General features: G+C 19.0%; 13 protein-coding genes. 9 read left to right on the forward strand and 4 right to left on the reverse strand.

Going from position 1 to position 19,338, the window contains the following annotated elements; all coding sequences use genetic code 11:
- Positions 1-29: 29 nt before the first annotated feature.
- The 3 genes from gyrA to GJT91_RS00665 form a co-directional block, all read right to left on the reverse strand.
- Positions 30-2,564, reverse strand: coding sequence for a DNA gyrase subunit A (gyrA, locus tag GJT91_RS00655; RefSeq protein ID WP_168868339.1), 2,535 nt, complete (start codon positions 2,562-2,564; stop codon positions 30-32).
- A gap of 126 nt (positions 2,565-2,690) precedes the next feature.
- Positions 2,691-5,084 carry a DNA mismatch repair protein MutS gene (gene mutS / locus GJT91_RS00660; RefSeq protein WP_168868340.1) on the reverse strand — a complete coding sequence of 798 codons (2,394 nt, stop codon included), beginning with the start codon at positions 5,082-5,084 and terminating at the stop codon, positions 2,691-2,693.
- A 76-nt stretch (positions 5,085-5,160) separates the two neighbouring features.
- The gene (locus GJT91_RS00665; protein WP_168868341.1) at positions 5,161-5,889 is read right to left on the reverse strand and encodes a Bax inhibitor-1/YccA family protein; all 729 of its coding nucleotides are present in this window, start codon (positions 5,887-5,889) and stop codon (positions 5,161-5,163) included.
- 150 nt (positions 5,890-6,039) lie between these two features.
- On the opposite strand from GJT91_RS00665, the gene rsmH reads away from it, so the two are divergent.
- The 8 genes from rsmH (at position 6,040) to GJT91_RS00705 (ending at position 15,908) form a co-directional block, all read left to right on the forward strand.
- Positions 6,040-6,969: a 16S rRNA (cytosine(1402)-N(4))-methyltransferase RsmH gene (gene rsmH, locus GJT91_RS00670; RefSeq protein WP_168868342.1), complete on the forward strand. Its 930-nt coding sequence runs from the start codon at positions 6,040-6,042 to the stop codon at positions 6,967-6,969.
- Between the two features lie 72 nt (positions 6,970-7,041).
- Positions 7,042-8,556, forward strand: coding sequence for a UDP-N-acetylmuramoyl-L-alanyl-D-glutamate--2,6-diaminopimelate ligase (gene murE / locus GJT91_RS00675; protein ID WP_168868343.1), 1,515 nt, complete (start codon positions 7,042-7,044; stop codon positions 8,554-8,556).
- A gap of 8 nt (positions 8,557-8,564) precedes the next feature.
- Positions 8,565-9,941 carry a UDP-N-acetylmuramoyl-tripeptide--D-alanyl-D-alanine ligase gene (locus tag GJT91_RS00680; protein WP_168868344.1) on the forward strand — a complete coding sequence of 459 codons (1,377 nt, stop codon included), beginning with the start codon at positions 8,565-8,567 and terminating at the stop codon, positions 9,939-9,941.
- Positions 9,935-11,020, forward strand: a complete 1,086-nt coding sequence (gene mraY / locus GJT91_RS00685) for a phospho-N-acetylmuramoyl-pentapeptide-transferase (protein ID WP_168868345.1) — start codon at positions 9,935-9,937, stop codon at positions 11,018-11,020. Before GJT91_RS00680 ends, mraY begins: the two co-directional genes overlap by 7 nt.
- 18 nt (positions 11,021-11,038) lie before the next feature.
- A complete protein-coding gene (murD, locus tag GJT91_RS00690) occupies positions 11,039-12,352 on the forward strand; it encodes a UDP-N-acetylmuramoyl-L-alanine--D-glutamate ligase (RefSeq protein WP_168868346.1) in 1,314 nt (437 codons plus the stop codon).
- Between the two features lie 63 nt (positions 12,353-12,415).
- The gene (gene murG / locus GJT91_RS00695; protein WP_168868347.1) at positions 12,416-13,474 is read left to right on the forward strand and encodes an undecaprenyldiphospho-muramoylpentapeptide beta-N-acetylglucosaminyltransferase; all 1,059 of its coding nucleotides are present in this window, start codon (positions 12,416-12,418) and stop codon (positions 13,472-13,474) included.
- 18 nt (positions 13,475-13,492) lie between these two features.
- Positions 13,493-14,983 (forward strand): UDP-N-acetylmuramate--L-alanine ligase, encoded by a 1,491-nt coding sequence (murC, locus tag GJT91_RS00700; protein WP_168868348.1) that lies wholly within the window; start codon positions 13,493-13,495, stop codon positions 14,981-14,983.
- Positions 14,984-14,990: 7 nt separating this feature from the next.
- A complete protein-coding gene (locus GJT91_RS00705; protein ID WP_168868349.1) occupies positions 14,991-15,908 on the forward strand; it encodes a D-alanine--D-alanine ligase in 918 nt (305 codons plus the stop codon).
- Between the two features lie 66 nt (positions 15,909-15,974).
- On the opposite strand, the gene GJT91_RS00710 is transcribed toward GJT91_RS00705, so the two are convergent.
- A complete protein-coding gene (locus GJT91_RS00710) occupies positions 15,975-16,460 on the reverse strand; it encodes a hypothetical protein (protein WP_168868350.1) in 486 nt (161 codons plus the stop codon).
- A 115-nt stretch (positions 16,461-16,575) separates the two neighbouring features.
- Here GJT91_RS00710 and secA point away from each other — a divergent pair, with 115 nt between their 5' ends.
- The gene (secA, locus tag GJT91_RS00715; RefSeq protein WP_168868351.1) at positions 16,576-19,314 is read left to right on the forward strand and encodes a preprotein translocase subunit SecA; all 2,739 of its coding nucleotides are present in this window, start codon (positions 16,576-16,578) and stop codon (positions 19,312-19,314) included.
- The last annotated feature ends 24 nt before the right edge of the window (positions 19,315-19,338 follow it).

Genomic DNA, 19,338 nt, shown 5'->3' on the forward strand with positions numbered 1-19,338 from the left:
TTTATATAATAATTTTATAAAAATTATTATTAAATTTTTTGTAACCCAATAACTTTTTCATTAAGTTTTGTATTTATTATAATTACACCTTTAGTATTACGTCCAATAATACAAATTTCAGACATGTTAATACGAATTAAAGTTCCCATATTTGTTATTATAATAATTTGATCATTTTTTGTTACTTTTAATGATCCTATAATTTTCCCATTTTTTGAATTAATTTTCATTGAAATAACTCCTTTTGTAGCCCTTGATTTTATTGGAAAAAATTTATTATTAGTACATTTACCATATCCATTTTCTGTAAGAGTAAAAATATTATATTCAAATTTATTTTCAATGGTTGTTAATGAAATAACACTATCTTTTTTTTTATTAGATATTTTAATTCCTTTTACACCTATTGTATTTCTTCCCATAGATCTAACTTGATATTCATTAAATGTTACTACTTTACCTAAAGTAGAAAATAACATAATTTTATCATTTTTATTAATTAAAGATACTCCTATTAAACTATCATTTTTTTTTAATTTTATTGCAATAATTCCATTACGTCTTGGGTTACTAAATTTAGTTAAATTAGTTTTTTTTACATTTCCTTGTAAAGTAACCATAAATAAATTTGTATTTTTTGTATAAATATTAACTATAAGAAAATTTGTAATAATTTCATTATTTTTTAAAGGTATAATATTTACAATAGGTCTTCCTTTCGCATATCTACTTGCTTCTGGAATATTATATACTTTTAACCAATACAAACGTCCTTTATTAGAAAAACATAAGATATTATCACGAGTATATGCTACTAAAATTTTAGAAATAATATCATTTTCTTTTAATTTAATAGCTAATTTACCTTTTCCTCCTCTATGTTGTATATTATATTCAGTAATTTTTTGATATTTTATATATCCTTGATAAGATAATGTAATAATTACTTTTTCATCATTAATTAAATCTTTTGTTCTAATTATGGAATTATTATTTAAAATAATTTTTGTTTTTCTTTTATCTCCAAATTCTTTTTTTATTAAGATTAATTCATTATATATTACCTTCATTAAATATTTATAATTATTAATTATTTTAATTAGTTTTGAAATTTTATTTATCAAATATTGATATTCTATGTATAATTTTTTATATTCTAAATTAGTTAATTTATTTAATTTAAGTTCTAAAATAGCTTTAATTTGTTTATAACTAAAATTATAATTATCATTAAATTTTGTTAAATTAGAATTTATTAAATCAATATTTAATATTTTATTTTTTTCTAAATTAAATGTTTGTAATTTATTTGAAATTTTCCAAGATTTTGAATATATTTTATTTCTTATATTTTCTGTAATTTTAGAAGAACGTATAATTTTAATAATTTTTTCTATATTTAATAATGCGACTATTAAACCTTCTAATATATGAGCTTTATTACGAGCTTTTTTTATTTCATAAACAGTTCTTTTTGTAACAATTTCACGACGATGAGAAATAAATGCTTTGATAATATTTTTTAAAGACATTACTGTCGGTTCTCCCTTAAATAAGGAGACCATTTTTATACTAAAAGAAATTTGTAATGATGTTAATGAATATAAATTATTTAAAATAACATTTGTTGATATATCTTTTTTTATTTGAATTATAATTCTTATTCCATCTTTATCTGATTCATCTCTTAAAGTTTTAATTCCTTTAATTTTTTTTTCTTTTATTAAATTAGCTATTTTTTCTATTAATTTAGCTTTATTTACTTGATAAGGAAGTTCATAAATTATAATTGTTTTATAATTATTTTTTTTATTTTTAACAATTTTATTTCTTCCACGAATAAAAATTTTTCCTTTTCCTGTCTCATATGCATTTTCAATACCATCAATACCATATATAATTCCAGCTGTAGGAAAATCTGGACCGGGAATATAATTCATTAATTCTTTTACAGTAATAGTACTATTTTTAATATATGCTAAACAAGCATTAATTACTTCAGTAATATTATGAGGAGGAATATTTGTTGTCATACCAACAGCTATACCGGAAGAACCATTAATTAATAAATTAGGTATTTTGGTAGGCATTATTTCAGGAATTTTTTCTGTACCATCATAATTAGGTAAAAAATTAACTGTATTTTTTTCTAAATCATTAATTATTTCTTGAGCTATCTTCGTCATTTTAATTTCAGTATAACGCATAGCTGCAGCCGAATCTCCATCAATAGAACCAAAATTTCCTTGTCCTTTTATTAAAGTATATCTTAATGAAAATGATTGAGCTAATCTAACAATTGTATCATAAACTGCATTATCTCCATGAGGATGATATTTACCGATAACATCACCTACTATTCTTGCAGATTTTTTATAAGATTTATTCCATGTATTTCCTAAAATATACATAGCATATAATATACGCCTATGTACTGGTTTTAATCCATCTCTTACGTCTGGTAATGCTCTTCCCACAATAACAGACATTGCATAATCTAAATAAGAATTTTTTAATTCTTCTTCAATATTAATTGATTTTATTTCTTTAACAAAAGAATTCATGTAAATAAATATCCTTTAAAATTGAATTACATAAGTTATATATTTATTATTTTATTTTATAAATAATTATATTATTTTATATATTATTAATATATTCATTTATTTTTTAAATTTATTTTTTAAAATTTAAAAAATATTATAATTTTCTAATTGTTTAATTTTTTTTTTTGCTTGATTAATAACTTCTTCAGGAATCCCTGCTAAAGATGCCACAAATAAACCATAATTTTTATTAATTGATCCATTTTTTAGTTTATGCAAAAAAACAATAGAATTATTTAATTCTATTGCATCAAAATATATATTTTTTATACATTTTATTTTTTTTGCTAAATTAGTTAATTCAATATAATTAGTTGCGAATAAAGTAAGTGATTTAATTTTTTTTGCCATATTTTCAGCGCAAGCCCATGCAATTGATAATCCGTCACATGTAGACGTTCCTCGACCTATTTCATCCATTAATACTAAACTTTTAGTAGTTGCATTTCTCAAAATATTTGCTGTTTCTATCATTTCTATCATAAAAGTAGATAATCCAGAAGAAATATCATCTGTTGATCCAATTCTAGTAAATATTCGATCTATTGGGCCTATAACAGCTTTATCAGCAGGAACGTAACTACCTATATATGTCATAATAATAATTAATGCAATTTGACGCATATAAGTACTTTTACCTCCCATATTAGGACCTGTTATTATTAACATATTATTATTAATAGTTAATAATACATCATTTGATATAAATGATGATTTTATAATATTTTCAACAACAGGATGTCTTGAATTAGTTAAAGATATTCCTATTTTATTACTAATAACTGGACAAGTATAATTTAAAGTTAAAGATCTTTCAGCTAAATTACATAATACATCTAATTCTGATAAAAATAATGATATTTTTTGTAATTTTTCTAAATGAGGATTAATATAATCAAATAACTCATAGTATAAAAATTTTTCTAAATTTAATAATTTTTCTTTTGAAAACATAATATTTTTTTGATATTTTTTTAATTCTGGAATAATATATCTATTAAAATTTTTTAAAGTTTGAATTTGAATGTATTTCTCTGGTAAATTTATATTACAATTTTTATTAATTTGTATATAATATCCATGAATTGTATTAAATCCTATTTTTAATTTTTCTATTTTTAATAAGTTACGTTCTTTTTCTTCTAAATAAAATAAATATTTTACCGAATTTTTTGAAAATTTTCTTAATTTGTCCAATAATAAATTATATCCAGAAGCGATAACGTTTCCTTCTCTTAATAATAAAGAAGGTTTTTTTTTTATTGCTTTCTTTAATAAATTTTTTAACTCAATAAATAATCCTAAATTTAAAATTTTAGATTTAATCTCACAATTTTTAATTTTTTTTAAAATTTTATGAAATTTAGGTAAATAATTTAATGTTTGTCTTAAAGAAACTAAATCATTTGGTTTTGCTGTACGTAATGCTAATCTAGCAATAATTCTTTCTATATCACTTACTTTTAACATCATTTTTTTGAATTTTAAAAAATATTCTTTTAATATAGAAATATTTTTTTGTCTATCTAAAATAATATTTTTACTACGTATAGGATTATTTAGCCATCTTTTTAATAACCGACTACCCATTGTCGTAGTAGTATTATCTAATATTTTAATTAAAGTATTATTTTTATTTCCTGAAATACTATAAATAATTTCTAAATTTTTACGAGTATTCTCATCCATAATAATTTCATCATCATGATTTTTTAATAAAATATTATTAATATGAGGTAAACATACTTTTTGTGTATCTTTTACATATTGTATTAAACAACCTGCTGCTCTAATAGCCATAAATGATTTTTCAATACCAAAACTTTTTAAATTTTTTGTACCAAATTGCATATTTAATTGTTGTAAAGCTGTATCAATATCAAATTCCCATAATGGTCTACGTCTGATACAATTTCTTTTTTCTATTAATTGTATATCCTGAAAATTTTCAGGATATAATAATTCAGTAGGATTAGTTCTTTGTAATTCTCCAGCAATTATATTATAATCTTTATTTTCCATAATTTTAAAATCACCAGAACTAATATTTAATGTAGCATAACCGAAACCAAATTTTTTATCTTGATAAATAGCTGCTAATAAATTATCAAAATAATTGTTTAATAAGACATCATCACTAATTGTTCCTGGAGTAACAATACGTACAATTTTCCTTTTTAAAATTTTTTTTTTATGTAATATATGTTTATCTTTTATTTGCTCACAAATAGCTACTGATTCTCCTAATCTTATTAATTTTAATAAATAATTTTCGACACTATTAACTGGAATTCCCGCCATAGGAATAGGTTTACCGTTTAATTTACCTCTTTTTGTTAAAACAATATTTAATAATTTTGATGCTTTTTTTGCATCATCATAAAACATTTCATAGAAATCTCCTAATCTATAAAATAATAAAATATTAGGATATTGTTTTTTTAGTTGAAAATATTGTTCCATCATTGATGTAGACATATTTTTGTTATTTTATTTTAAAATATATATTTTATTAAAATTTTAATTTATATAATTTTTAGTTTTTATAAAAATATTATTTTTCATCATCATTATTATTACTAATAATACGTAATATTACAAAAAATAAATTAATAAAATCTAAATATAACATAAGAGCTCCGATAATAGCATATCTTCTTAAATTATCTTCGTCATTTATATTTATACTAATTTTCTTTGCGATATTTTTTAGTTTTTGAGTATCATAAGCTACAAGTAATGTAAATAAAATTACACTAATATAATTTAATGTAGATGCAAATAAACTATTTTGTAACCATAAATTTATAAATAATGCTATAACTACACCAAAAATACCCATTGTAATAATATTACCTAAATTACTTAAATTTTTTTTTGTAAAATATCCCCAAATACACATACTTAAAAAAGTAAGTGATGTAGTAATAAATGCTGTGAAAATAGTATTTTGATTATATATAGAAAAAATTCCTGCTGTTGTTAAACCAGTTAAAGAAGAATAAAACATAAATAATGTAGTTAATGTTTTTCCAGATAATCTATTTAAAAGGTTTGAAATTATAAAAACTAGTATAAATTGTACAAAACACAAACTGAATAAAATAAATTTATTATTTAATAAATAATTTATGACTGGAATTGTATTAGCTACGTACCAAGAAACAAAAGCAGTTAATAATAAACCACAAGACATCCATCCATATACTTGTCTAATATATTTTTGTATATGATATTTTTCTTTTTTTAATGTTGTACTTTTAAAATTTGGATATTCTATCATAAAATTATACCTTTTTAAAAATTTAACCAAATTTTTAAACTAATGTTAACATTATATAATAATATTATTAATAATTTCAAATAAAAATAAATAAAACAATATTTTTATTATATAATATTATATATAATATATAAAATATACATTAATATAATGAATCATATCCCAGTTTTATTAAAAGAATCTATTGACAGTTTAAATATTAAAGATAATGGAACATATATAGATGCAACTTATGGTTGTGGTGGACATACTAAATTAATTTTGTCTAAATTAGGTATTAATGGACGTATATATGCTATTGACTGTGATATAACAACAATATTAAAACATAAAATTTTAGATAAAAGAATTATTTATATTCATAATAATTTTTCTAATTTAAAATTTTTTTTAAATAATGAAATAGGTAAAATAGATGGTATTTTATTTGATTTAGGAATATCTTCATTTCAATTAGATAATCCTAAACGAGGTTTTTCTTATATATTTAACGGTCCATTAGATATGCGTATAAATCAAAACCAAAATATTAATGCTTATAAATTATTACAAGATATTAATGAAAAAAAATTATCTGAAATATTAAAAATATATGGTGAAGAAAGATTTCATAAAAGAATAGCATATAATATAAAAAAATATTTATTAAATAATAAATTAAATAATACAAAAGATTTATCATATTCAATATGTTCTGCTTTTAATAAAAAAAATAAATTTAAACATCCAGCTAGAAGATCTTTTCAAGCTATAAGAATTTTTTTAAATAAAGAAATAGAAGAACTTAAAAAAGTTTTAAATATTTCATTAGATTTATTAAAAAAAAATGGAATAATGTCTATTATTAGTTTTCATTCCTTAGAAGATAGAATTATTAAAAATTTTATGAAAAAAAATAGTTCTTATAATAAAAATATTATTAGAAAAATTCCATTAACTGAAAATGAAATAAATAATTTATATTTTAAAAAAAAAAATTTAAAATTAAAAATTATTAATAGAATATTTCCTAATAAAAATGAAATTTTAACAAATTTAAGATCAAGAAGTGCAATATTACGTGTTGCAAAAAAAATATAAAAATAATTTTTTTATTTTTTTATAAAATTTAAAAATTTATTTTTACTATATTATATAATAAAGGTATTAAAATTGGTTGATTATTCATTAAATTTACAAAAATTATTAAATAATTATATAAATAATTATATAAATAATGATTTAATAAAAAATATATTAATAAATAAAATTATTTTAGATAGTCGTAAAATTAAAGGAAAACATTGTCTTTTTATCGCTATAAAAGGACATAAAAAAGATGGTAAAAATTTTATAAAACATGCTATTACAAAAGGTGCTGCTGCAATATTAACATATCCAGATAATATTACATCTTATCGTAAAATTTTATTTAAAAAAAATATTCCTATAATTTACTTACCTAATTTACATAAACATATTTCATATTTTGCTGGATTATTATATGGACGACCAAGTGAAAAAATTCCAATTATAGGAATAACAGGTACTAATGGTAAAACAAGTATAACAAATTTTTTAATGCAATGGTTATATTTTTTAAAAAAAAAACCAGCAATATTAAGTACAATAGGAAATGGTTTTTATAAAAAATTAATTAAAACTAATAATACAACTGATTCTGCTGTTAAAATACAATCTACATTAAAAAAATTTATAGATAAAAAAGCTGATATTGTTATTATGGAAGTTTCTTCTCATGGAATAACTCAATTTAGAGTAGCAAATATAATATTTTATATTGGAATTTTTACAAATTTAAGTAGAGATCATTTAGATTATTATTATAATATGAAAAATTATGAATTATCTAAATGGAATTTTTTTTCTAAATATAAAATTAAAAAAAAAATTATAAATATTGATGATAATATAGGATATAAATGGTTTAAAAAATTACCTAATTCTATAGCAGTTACTACAAAAAAAAGAGTTATAAATAAATCAAATTTATTTTTTAATGCAAAAAAAATAATTTTTTTTGAAAAAAAAACAATTATTTTATTTAAATCTAGTTGGGGTAATGGGAAAATAAAAATAAATCTTATAGGTAATTTTAATGTTTTAAATATTATTTTAAGCATAACAGCATTATTAAATTTAAATTATCCTTTAAAAGAATTGTTAAAAACAGCATCTAAAATATATCCAGTTGAAGGACGTATGCAAGAAGTATATTTTAAAAAAAAATCTATTCCTAAAATAATTATTGACTATGCTCATACTCCTGATTCATTAAAAAATGTACTATTAACTATAAAATTATTTTGTAAAAGAAAAATATGGTGTGTTTTTGGATGTGGAGGAGAAAGAGATATTGGAAAACGTCCTATGATGGGACATATAGCAATAAAACATGCCAACTATGTAATTTTAACAAATGATAATCCTAGAACAGAAAATGCATTAAATATTATTAATGATATTAAAAAAGGATGTAAAACATTAAAAAATGTTTATTCTATTTTAGATAGAACTAAAGCAATTAGTTATGCAATATTTAATTCTCATAAAAAAGATACTGTTTTAATTACAGGTAAAGGACATGAAAATTATCAAATTATTGGTAATCAAATTTTAAATTATTCAGATTATAATACTATTCAAAAAATATTAAAAAAATATTAAAATATAAAATGACAGAGTTAATTAGTTTAAAATTAATATCAAAAATAGTAAATGGAATTTTAATAGGTAATAACATTAAAATAATAAATTTTTCAATAAATAGTAAAAAAATTAAAAATAATTGTATGTTTATTGCCATTTATGGAAAAAAATTTGATGGACATAATTTTATTAAAAATGCCATTCATAATGGAGCGATAGCTTTATTAGTAAATAAATATATAAATACTAATATTCCTCAAATAATTGTATCAGATACTATTTTAGGATTAGGAAAATTAGGTTTATGGAAAAGAATGAGATTTAAAAATAAAATGATAGCAATTACTGGTTCATCAGGTAAAACATCAGTTAAAGAAATGACGGCATCTATTTTAAAAATAAAAAATAAAATTATTTATACTAAAGGAAATATGAATAATAATATTGGTGTTCCTTTAACTTTATTAAAGTTAAAAAATAAGTATAAATATGCAATAATTGAAATAGGTGGTAGTAAAAATAACGATATTGAATATAATAGTAATTTAGTTAAACCTAATATAGCATTAATTAATAATATATCAGTTGCTCATTTAGCAGGTTTTAATTCATTAAGTAATATTATTAAAAGTAAAATTACAATTTTTAATTTTTTATCAGTAAAAGGTATTATAATTATTAATTACGATGATTCTAATCAAAAAAAAATTTTAAAAAAAATATTATTAAATAATAATAAAAATATTTTTACTTTTTCTATAAATAATAAAAATGCTGATTTTTTTGCTGAAAACATAAAAATATTACAAAATAAAATTTATTTTAAATTAAAAACTCCTATTGGAAAAATATCAATTCACCTATTTTTAATAGGTGGTGGTATTCACAATATTAGTAACGCATTAGCTTCAGCTGCATTATCTTTTTCAGTAGGAGTTTCATTAGATGAAATAGCTAAAGGTTTACAAAATTTTAAATCTATTCCTGGAAGAATGTACCCAATTATTATTAATCATAATAAATTAATTATAGATGATTCATATAATGCTAATCCTAATTCTGTTTTTGTAGCTATTAATATACTTCAAAATATGCCTAATAAAAAAATTTTGGTTATTGGAGATATGTTAGAATTAGGATCATATACTTTATATTATCATTATAAAATTAAGAATTTACTTCTAAAATCTAATATAGATTATATATTTAGTATTGGTAAATATAGTAAATATATTACTGAAAATAATATAAAAGCAATTCATTTTATAAAAAAAGAAGAACTAATAGATAAATTAATTTTAATAACAAAAAAATTTCAAAACTATACTATTTTATTTAAAGGATCACGTAATAATAATATGGAGATATTAATTAATATTTTATTGGAAAAATTAAAATGTTAATAATAATATTTAAATATTTAAAATTATATTATTTAAAATATTTAAGTTATTTTTTAATAAGCTTGAAATTTCGCTCTATAATGACATTATTAACATCATTTTTTATAACTTTTTATCTAAGTCCATTTTTTATTTATTTTTTTAATAAAAATAAAATTTCTCAAATTATTAGAAATGATGGTCCTATAACTCATTTGAAAAAAAATAATACTCCTACAATGGGAGGAATAATTTTATTATTATCTATTTTTTTTTCTGTATTTTTTTGGTCTAATTTATCAAATAAATATATATCTTATATAATAATTAGTACGATATTATATTCTATTATAGGATTTATAGATGATTATTATAAAATAATTTTTAATAATGCAAAAGGTTTATCTTCATATAAAAAAATTTTTTTTCAATCGCTTGTCACTATTATAATTATATTTATTTTTTATAATAAAATTGATAAATTTTATATTCAACAATTAATCATACCTTTTTTTAATAAAATAATTAAATTTCATTTAAATAATATTATATATTTTATTATTGTCTATTTTATAATTATAGGAATAAGTAATTCTGTAAATTTAACTGATGGGTTAGATGGATTAGTAATTATGCCTATAATTTTTATTTCCTTAGGATTAGCTATCCTAAGTTATTTTGTAGGAGATATATATTTTTCTAAATATTTTAATATTTTTTATATAAAGAGTGCAAAAGAATTAATTATTATATGTTTTTCTATTATTGGTTCAGGATTAGGATTCTTATGGTTTAATACATATCCAGCTAAAATTTTTATGGGAGATATAGGATCCTTATCTTTAGGATTTATTATATCTATAATTTCTATTATCATTAAACAAGAATTTTTATTTCTTATAATGTGTGGTGTTTTTATATTAGAATCTATTTCGGTAATAATTCAAATTATAAAATTTAAATATAATAAAAAACGATTTTTTTTAATGGCGCCTTTACATCATCATTATGAATTAAAAGGTTTGAAAGAACCTTGTATTATTGTTAGATTTTGGATTATATCACTAATATTAGTTTTAATTTCTTTAACTATAATTTGATTTAATAAATATTGTAAAATGAATAAAAAAATAGTTATTATTGGCTTAGGTTTAACAGGAATTTCTTGTGTAAATTTTTTTTTAAAAAAAGGATTAATACCATCTATTATAGATGAAAATGATAATTTAAAACTTATAAAAAAAATACCATCATATATACCATATCATTTAGGTTCTTTAAAAGAAAATTGGATATTAAATGCTGATTTAATCATTTTAAGTCCTGGTATTTCAGTATTTCATCCTTTATTATTAAAAGCAAAAAAAAAAGGTATTGAAATAATAGGAGATATAGAATTATTTTCTCGTTATAATAAAACTCCTGTAATAGCTATTACAGGTACTAATGGAAAAAGTACTGTTGTTAATATGGTTAGTCAAATTATGAAAAAAAATAATTTTAACATTGGTATTGGAGGAAATATAGGATATCCTGTTTTAGATTTATTATCTTATACAAGAGATTTTTATATTTTAGAAATATCTAGTTTTCAATTAGAAACAATAAAAAAATTTAAAATATATATAGCTTTAATTATAAATATTTCACAAGATCATATGGATAGATATCCTTTAGGAATTAAACAATATCGTGATATTAAATTACGTATTTATAAAAATGCTTCTTTTTGCATATATAACACAGATAATAAATTATGTTATCCTAAAATTTTTTATAAAAAAAAAAAATATATAACTTTTGGTACATTTATTGGTAAATATAAATTATCTTTTTGTAAGAAAAATACATATCTAGAAGTAGATAATAAAAAAATTTTAAATTTTAATAATACAAAACTAAATGGAATACATAATTATTTAAATTTTTTAGCTGTTTTGGCTATTACAGATATATTAAAAATTCCTAAAAAAATATCTTTACAAGAAATAAATAATTATAAAAATATGGATCATATTTTACAAATTATACATAAAGAAAATGGAATTACTTGGATTAATGATTCTAAATCTACTAATATTAATAGTACTATAGCTGCTTTAAAATATTTATATAAAAAAAAAAAAATTTGGTTATTATTAGGAGGATATGACAAAAATTGTGAATTAAATTTATTAATAAAATACTTAAAAAATAAAAATAATATTCATATTTATTGTTTTGGAATATCTAGTAAAAAAATATTATCCTTATATAATAAATCAATAAAGGTACAAACAATGTTTGAAGCTTTAAAAAAAATAATAAAATTAGTAAAATATGGAGATACAGTATTACTGTCTCCTGCTTGTTCTAGCATTGATCAATTTAAAAATTTTAAACATCGTGGTAATGAATTTATAAAATTAGTTAAAAAATTACATAAAAAATAATATTAATAATATATTATTTAATATGTTTTATTTTACTTTAAATAAGTATTTATAGAATATAAAATGAAAAAAAAAATTATTATAGTAGCTGGAGGAACAGGAGGTCATATTAATCCTGCTTTAAATATAGCATATAAGTTAATTAAACAAGGTTGGAAAGTTCGTTGGTTAGGTGAATCATCAAGAATGGAATCCGAAATTATTCCTAAAAAAAAAATTTATATTTATTTAATTAAATTTTTTAGATTTAAAAACAAAAATATTTTTTCAATAATTAAAACTATAATTAAATTATTTATATCTACTTATAAGTCGATTATTATATACAAAAAATATAAACCAAATTTAATATTAACTATGGGTAATTATATTTCTGGTCCTAGTGGATTAGCTGCATGGTTATGTCAAATTCCTTTAATAATACATGAACAAAATAATATTCCTGGAATAACTAATCAAATTTTATCTAAAATAGCAACTAAAACAATGCAAGCATATCCTAATACATTTAAAAATGGAATATTAGTAGGTAATCCAATTAGTAAAAAAATTATTAAATTATCTTTATACAAAAGATCTATTTTAAAAATTCATAAACCAATTCATTTATTAATTACTGGCGGAAGCCAGGGATCAAATATAATAAATAAAATAGGTATAAAATTATCTAAAATTTTAAAAAATAAAATATTAATTTTTCATCAAGTAGGTAAAGGAAATTTTAAAAAAATTTTTAATAAATATAAAAAAAACAAAAATAATAATTTTATAATAAAAGAGTATATAAAAAATATACATAAAGCATATAAATGGGCTGATATAATTATATGTAGATCCGGTGCCATGACTGTTAGTGAAATTACTGCAATAGGATTACCGGCTATTTTTATACCCTTTAAACATAAAGATCAACAACAATATTATAATGCTATAAATTTAGAAAAAATAGGAGCAGCTAAAATATATGAACAACATAATTTAAATATTAATAATATTGTAGATACTATATTATCTTTAAATAAGAAAAATATAATAAATATGGCTCAAAAATCTTATAATTTATCAATAATTAATTCTACAGAATTAATTTATCAAGAATTAAATAATATAAAAATTAACTAATTTAATATTTTAAAAAATATGAAATTTAATAAATATAATAAAAAATTATTATATCAAGTACCAAAAATGACAAATATTAATCATATATATTTTATTGGTATTGGTGGTTCTGGTATGTGTGGAATTGCTAGAATATTAGCACAACAAGGATATAAAATTAGTGGTTCGGATTTATTATCTAATTCTATTACACAGAATTTAATTTTATTAAATATAAAAATACATTTAGACCATAATAAGAATCATATTACAAATAATATAGATCTTGTTGTAATATCTCATGCTATTAAAAAAAATAATCCTGAATTAATTGCTGCAAAAAAATTAAATATTACTATAATTAATAGAGTACAAATGTTAGCAGAATTAATGAGATTTTCTTATGGAATTACTGCTTCAGGAACACATGGTAAGACTACAACAACTGCAATGATATATGAAATATATAAATTAGCTGGTTTAGATCCAACATTTATAAATGGAGGAATTTTAAAATCTTCTAATGAATATTCTTATTTAGGTTTAAGTAAATATTTTATTACTGAAATAGATGAAAGTAATAAATCTTTTTTATATTTAAAACCAATTATTAATATTGTTACTAATATTGAAAATGAGCATTTAGAATGTTATAAAAATAGTCTTAAAATTTTAAAAAAAACATTTTTAAAGTTTTTAAAAAATATTCCATTTTATGGATGTATAATTATTTGTATAGATAATAAAAATAATTTTAATTTAATAAAAAAAAATAAACATTTTTTAAAATCAAAAATTATTACATATGGATCTCATAAAGATGCTGATATTAAATTATCTAATTTTACTCAAGATACTCATGGAAGTAAGTTTTATTTATTAGAAAAAAAAACAAATCTAAATTTAAAAGTAAATTTAAATATTATAGGTTATCATAACGCATTAAATGCAACAGCTGCTTTTGCAGCAGCTTCATATATTGGATTAAAATATTCAATTATTTTAAAAATTTTAAAAGAATTTAAAGGTATCAAAAGAAGATTTGATATTTTAGGTACTATATCATACAATAAAAAACTAAATTTAAAAAAAAACACGATAATTATCGATGATTACGGACATCATCCAACTGAAATAAATGTTACTATAGAAACAATACGTAATATTTGGCCAAATAGACATTTAATAATGGTTTTTCAACCTCACCGTTTTTCAAGAACTTTAAATCTTTTTAATGAATTTGTAAAAATTTTATCTAAAGTAGATATGTTGTTTTTATTAGAAATTTATTCTGCAGGAGAAAATTATAATAAAAATATTAATAGTGAAAATTTATGTAAAAAAATAAAAGAATTAGGAATAATTTCTCCTTTTTTGATTAAATCAAATAATTATACTACTATTACAAATAGTATATTTAAAAAATTAAAAGGAAATGAAATATTAATTTTTCAAGGAGCTGGAAATATCAATAATATATCATCTTTTTTTATAAAAAATAAACTTAAAAATAAAAAATTAAATAAATAATAAAATTATGTCTGAAAAAATAGCTGTTTTATTTGGAGGAAATTCACAAGAAAGGGAAATTTCGTTAAAATCAGGTAAAGCTATTTTAAATGCTTTATTAAAATTAGGTATAAATGCAATTGGGATAGATCCAATAAATTTCCCATTATTATATTTAAAAAAATATGGATTTACTAAAATTTTTATATCTATACATGGTAAAGGTGGAGAAGATGGTACTTTACAAGGGATTCTGGAATATTTAAATATTCCTTATACTGGGAGCGGGGTATTATCTTCAGCAATAACTATGAATAAATTTATTACAAAAACTATATGGAAATCACATGGATTACCAGTATATCCTCATTTTTTACTAACAAAACAAGAATTTATTAAATCAAATTATTTAAAAATAAAAAAAAGAATTTTAAAATTAACTTTACCTATTTTTATAAAACCAAACTGTAGTGGGTCTAGTTTAGGAATTTTTAAAGTTAATCATATGGATGATATTTTTAATGTAATAGAAAAATCATTTGTATATAGTAATGATATTTTAATCGAAAAATATATAAAAGGAATAGAATATACAGTAGGAATATTAAATAAAGAAATTTTACCACCTATCAGAATAGAATATATAAATTCTTTTTATAATTATCAAGCAAAATATTATTTAAACAGTACAAAATATTTTTGTCCTAGTGGATTAAGTAAAAAAAAAGAAAAAGAATTATCAAATATAGTGTTACATGCATGGAATTCAGTAAAATGTACTGGATGGGGTAGAATTGATGTTATTTTAGATAATTATAACAATTTTCAATTATTAGAAATAAATACTGTTCCAGGAATGACATCACATAGTTTATACCCAATAGCTGCTAAAAAAGCAGGATTATCTTTTTATGATTTAATTATTAAAATTTTAAATATAACTTAATAAAAAATTAATTAAATTTTATAAAATATAAATTTTTTTTAAAATTTGATTTTAAAATATTTTAATTTAAATATTATTTTTTGCTAATTTAATAAATTTTTGTATTATAAAACGTAATTTTATTGAACTTTTTTTTGATAAATCTGTTAATAATTTAGCACTATATTTACTTAAAATATTTTTTTTTAAATGATATTTATAATTATAGTTATTAACTAATGTTGTTTTAAAAAAAACAGGATTTATTTTAAAATCAATTTTTTTAAGAGAAGGAATAATATTTTTTTTTAAAAAAAATATAAGATTATCTCTTTCCGATAAAAATTTAATAATATAATTAGAATTATATAATTCTAAAATTAAAATATTATTTTGAAAATTTTTAATATTATAATAATTATATAATTCAATAGGTAAATATTTTTTGATAAATTTATTAATTTTTATTAAAATATTTGTATGTATATATATTTTATATAATATTTGTGCATGAGATGAATAATGTTTTTTTTGGAAAATTTTATTGATTAATAATAATTTATTATTACGCATAAAATTTATTCCTTAAATTTTAAAAATAAATATTTATTATTTTTTAATTAAATTAACTACTTAATAACATTTATTATATCACAATTATATTTTTTATAAAGAAAAGAGCATTCATATGTTTAAAAAAATCTTTACTAAAATTTTTGGTAGTAATAATGATCGTATTTTAAAACGTATTCAAAAAACAGTTGATATTATAAATAACATGGAAAAACAATTTAAAAAATTAACTGATTCTGATTTACAAAATAAAACTTTATATTTTAAAAAAAAATTACAAAATAATTCCTCATTAGAGGATATTTTACCAGAAGCTTTTGCAACAGTTAGAGAAGCCAGTAAAAGAATATTTAATATGCGTCATTTTGATGTCCAATTAATTGGAGGGATTGTATTAAATAATAATTGTGTAGCAGAAATGAGAACTGGAGAAGGTAAAACATTGACATCTACATTGCCTGCTTATCTTAATGCTCTTAATGAAAAAGGTGTTCATATAGTTACTGTGAATGATTATTTAGCACAAAGAGATGCTATAAATAATAAAATATTATTTGAATTTTTAGGTTTAAGTGTCGGTATTAATATATCTAATATGTCATTAGATGAAAAAAAAATTGCTTATAAAGCTGATATTACATATGGAACTAATAACGAATATGGATTTGATTTTTTAAGAGATAATATGGTTTTAAATTTTGATGATAAAGTACAACGTACTTTAGATTATGCTATTATAGATGAAGTTGATTCAATACTTATTGATGAAGCTCGTACACCTTTAATTATTTCAGGTACAACAGAAGATAGTTCAGAATTATATATTCAAATAAATAATATTATACCTAAATTATTATATCAATCAGAAGAAGATTCTGAATTTTATAAAGGTAAAGGACATTTTTTTATAGATGAAAAATCACGTCAAGCATATTTAACAGAGAGAGGTTTAATTTATTTAGAAAAAATATTAACAAAAAAAAATATTATAAATAAAGGAGAATCTTTGTATTCTAATTCTAATATTATTATTTTACATCATGTTATTGCTGCATTAAGGGCGCATAAACTTTTTAAAAAAAATGTAGATTATATATTAAAAAATAATAAAATTATAATAGTAGATGAACATACTGGAAGATTAATGAAGGGAAGAAGATGGTCTGAAGGTTTACATCAAGCAATAGAAGCAAAAGAAAATGTAAAAATTAATAATGAAAATCAAACTTTAGCTTCTATTACATTTCAAAATTATTTTAGATTATATAAAAAATTATCAGGGATGACTGGTACTGCTAGTACAGAATCTTTTGAATTTAAAGAAATTTATAAATTAAATACAATAGTAATTCCAACTAATAAACCTATGATCAGAAAAGATTTACCAGATTTAATTTATTTAACTAAAAAAGAAAAAATAAAAGCTATAATTAAAGATATAAAAGATAAAAATTTAAAAGGACAACCTGTATTAGTAGGTACTATTTCGATAAAAAAATCAGAATTAATTTCTCAAGAATTAAAAAAGATAGGTATAAAACATAATGTTTTAAATGCAAAGTTTCATGCTAGGGAAGCAGAAATTATATCAAAAGCAGGAAAAAAAAATGCAGTAACAATTGCAACTAATATGGCAGGTAGAGGAACAGATATTGTTTTAGGTGGTAATTTATTATTAAATAAAACTCAATATAAAGTAGAAATAATAAAAGAATTACAATTAAAATGGGAAAAAAATCATAATGAAATAATTAAATTAGGAGGTTTATATGTTATAGGAACAGAAAGGCATGAATCAAGAAGAATTGATAATCAATTAAGAGGACGTTCTGGCAGACAAGGTGATATAGGATCTTCAAGATTTTATTTATCAATGGAAGATTATTTAATGCGTATTTTTGCATCTAAAAATATATCTAATTTAATGAATAGATTAGGTATGAAAAAAGATGATTATATTGAACATCCTTGGATAACTAAATCAATTTTAACTGCACAAAAGAAAGTAGAAAATTATAATTTTGAAATAAGAAAACAATTACTTGAATATGATGATGTAATAAATGATCAACGTTTAGCTATATATTTACAAAGAAATATATTATTAAAATCAGCAAATATTAATCAAATAATTAAAAATTTTAGAATTGATTTTTTATCAAAAATTTTAAATAATTATATAAAATCTGATAATTTTATAAAAGAAAAATGGAATTTAAAAAAATTAAGAATTTATTTTATAAATACTTTTGATTATAAATTACCAATTAAAAATTGGATAAATTTATATCAAAAAAATAATAAAAAAATATTAAATAAAGAAATTTTTTGTAAAAAAATAATTAATTTTATAGAAGTAGAGTACTTTAAAAAAGTAAATGTAATAGAAAAAAAATATATAGATAATTTTGAAAAAAATATTACATTACAAATTTTAGATAATTTATGGAAAGAACATCTTTCAGCTATAGAATATTTAAAACAAGGAATTCATTTAAGAGGATATGCACAAAAAGATCCTAAACAAGAATACAAAAATGAATCTTTTCATATGTTTAGTTTAATGTTAGATTCTTTAAAAGAAAAAGTAATTATTGCTTTAAATAAAGTAGAAATTAACACAATTAAAAATTCTAGTATAAATACTTTATTAAAAAAAATTAAAAAAAATAATAAAAATAAAAATAATAATGATTTAAAAATTATAAAAAAAATCCCTAATTTTTCTATAAATAAAACAAATAAATACTTAAATAATATTAATATTTTAAAAAAAAAAATAGGTAGAAATGAAAAATGTCCTTGTTTTTCGGGGAAAAAATATAAATTTTGTCATGGTTTAATTTTAAAATAAAAATAATAATAGAGGGTATAAAAA

Source organism: Enterobacteriaceae endosymbiont of Donacia semicuprea (assembly GCF_012570535.1).
Taxonomy (GTDB): domain Bacteria; phylum Pseudomonadota; class Gammaproteobacteria; order Enterobacterales; family Enterobacteriaceae.

What these genes read in the sequence shown, in the direction of transcription:
- gyrA (WP_168868339.1), bottom strand. Translation starts at nt 2,564, where the DNA reads ATGAATTCTTTTGTTAAAGAAATAAAATCAATTAATATTGAAGAAGAA.
- mutS (WP_168868340.1), bottom strand. Translation starts at nt 5,084, where the DNA reads ATGTCTACATCAATGATGGAACAATATTTTCAACTAAAAAAACAATAT.
- GJT91_RS00665 (WP_168868341.1), bottom strand. Translation starts at nt 5,889, where the DNA reads ATGATAGAATATCCAAATTTTAAAAGTACAACATTAAAAAAAGAAAAA.
- rsmH (WP_168868342.1), top strand. Translation starts at nt 6,040, where the DNA reads ATGAATCATATCCCAGTTTTATTAAAAGAATCTATTGACAGTTTAAAT.
- GJT91_RS00680 (WP_168868344.1), top strand. Translation starts at nt 8,565, where the DNA reads ATGACAGAGTTAATTAGTTTAAAATTAATATCAAAAATAGTAAATGGA.
- mraY (WP_168868345.1), top strand. Translation starts at nt 9,935, where the DNA reads ATGTTAATAATAATATTTAAATATTTAAAATTATATTATTTAAAATAT.
- murD (WP_168868346.1), top strand. Translation starts at nt 11,039, where the DNA reads ATGAATAAAAAAATAGTTATTATTGGCTTAGGTTTAACAGGAATTTCT.
- murG (WP_168868347.1), top strand. Translation starts at nt 12,416, where the DNA reads ATGAAAAAAAAAATTATTATAGTAGCTGGAGGAACAGGAGGTCATATT.
- murC (WP_168868348.1), top strand. Translation starts at nt 13,493, where the DNA reads ATGAAATTTAATAAATATAATAAAAAATTATTATATCAAGTACCAAAA.
- GJT91_RS00705 (WP_168868349.1), top strand. Translation starts at nt 14,991, where the DNA reads ATGTCTGAAAAAATAGCTGTTTTATTTGGAGGAAATTCACAAGAAAGG.
- GJT91_RS00710 (WP_168868350.1), bottom strand. Translation starts at nt 16,460, where the DNA reads ATGCGTAATAATAAATTATTATTAATCAATAAAATTTTCCAAAAAAAA.
- secA (WP_168868351.1), top strand. Translation starts at nt 16,576, where the DNA reads ATGTTTAAAAAAATCTTTACTAAAATTTTTGGTAGTAATAATGATCGT.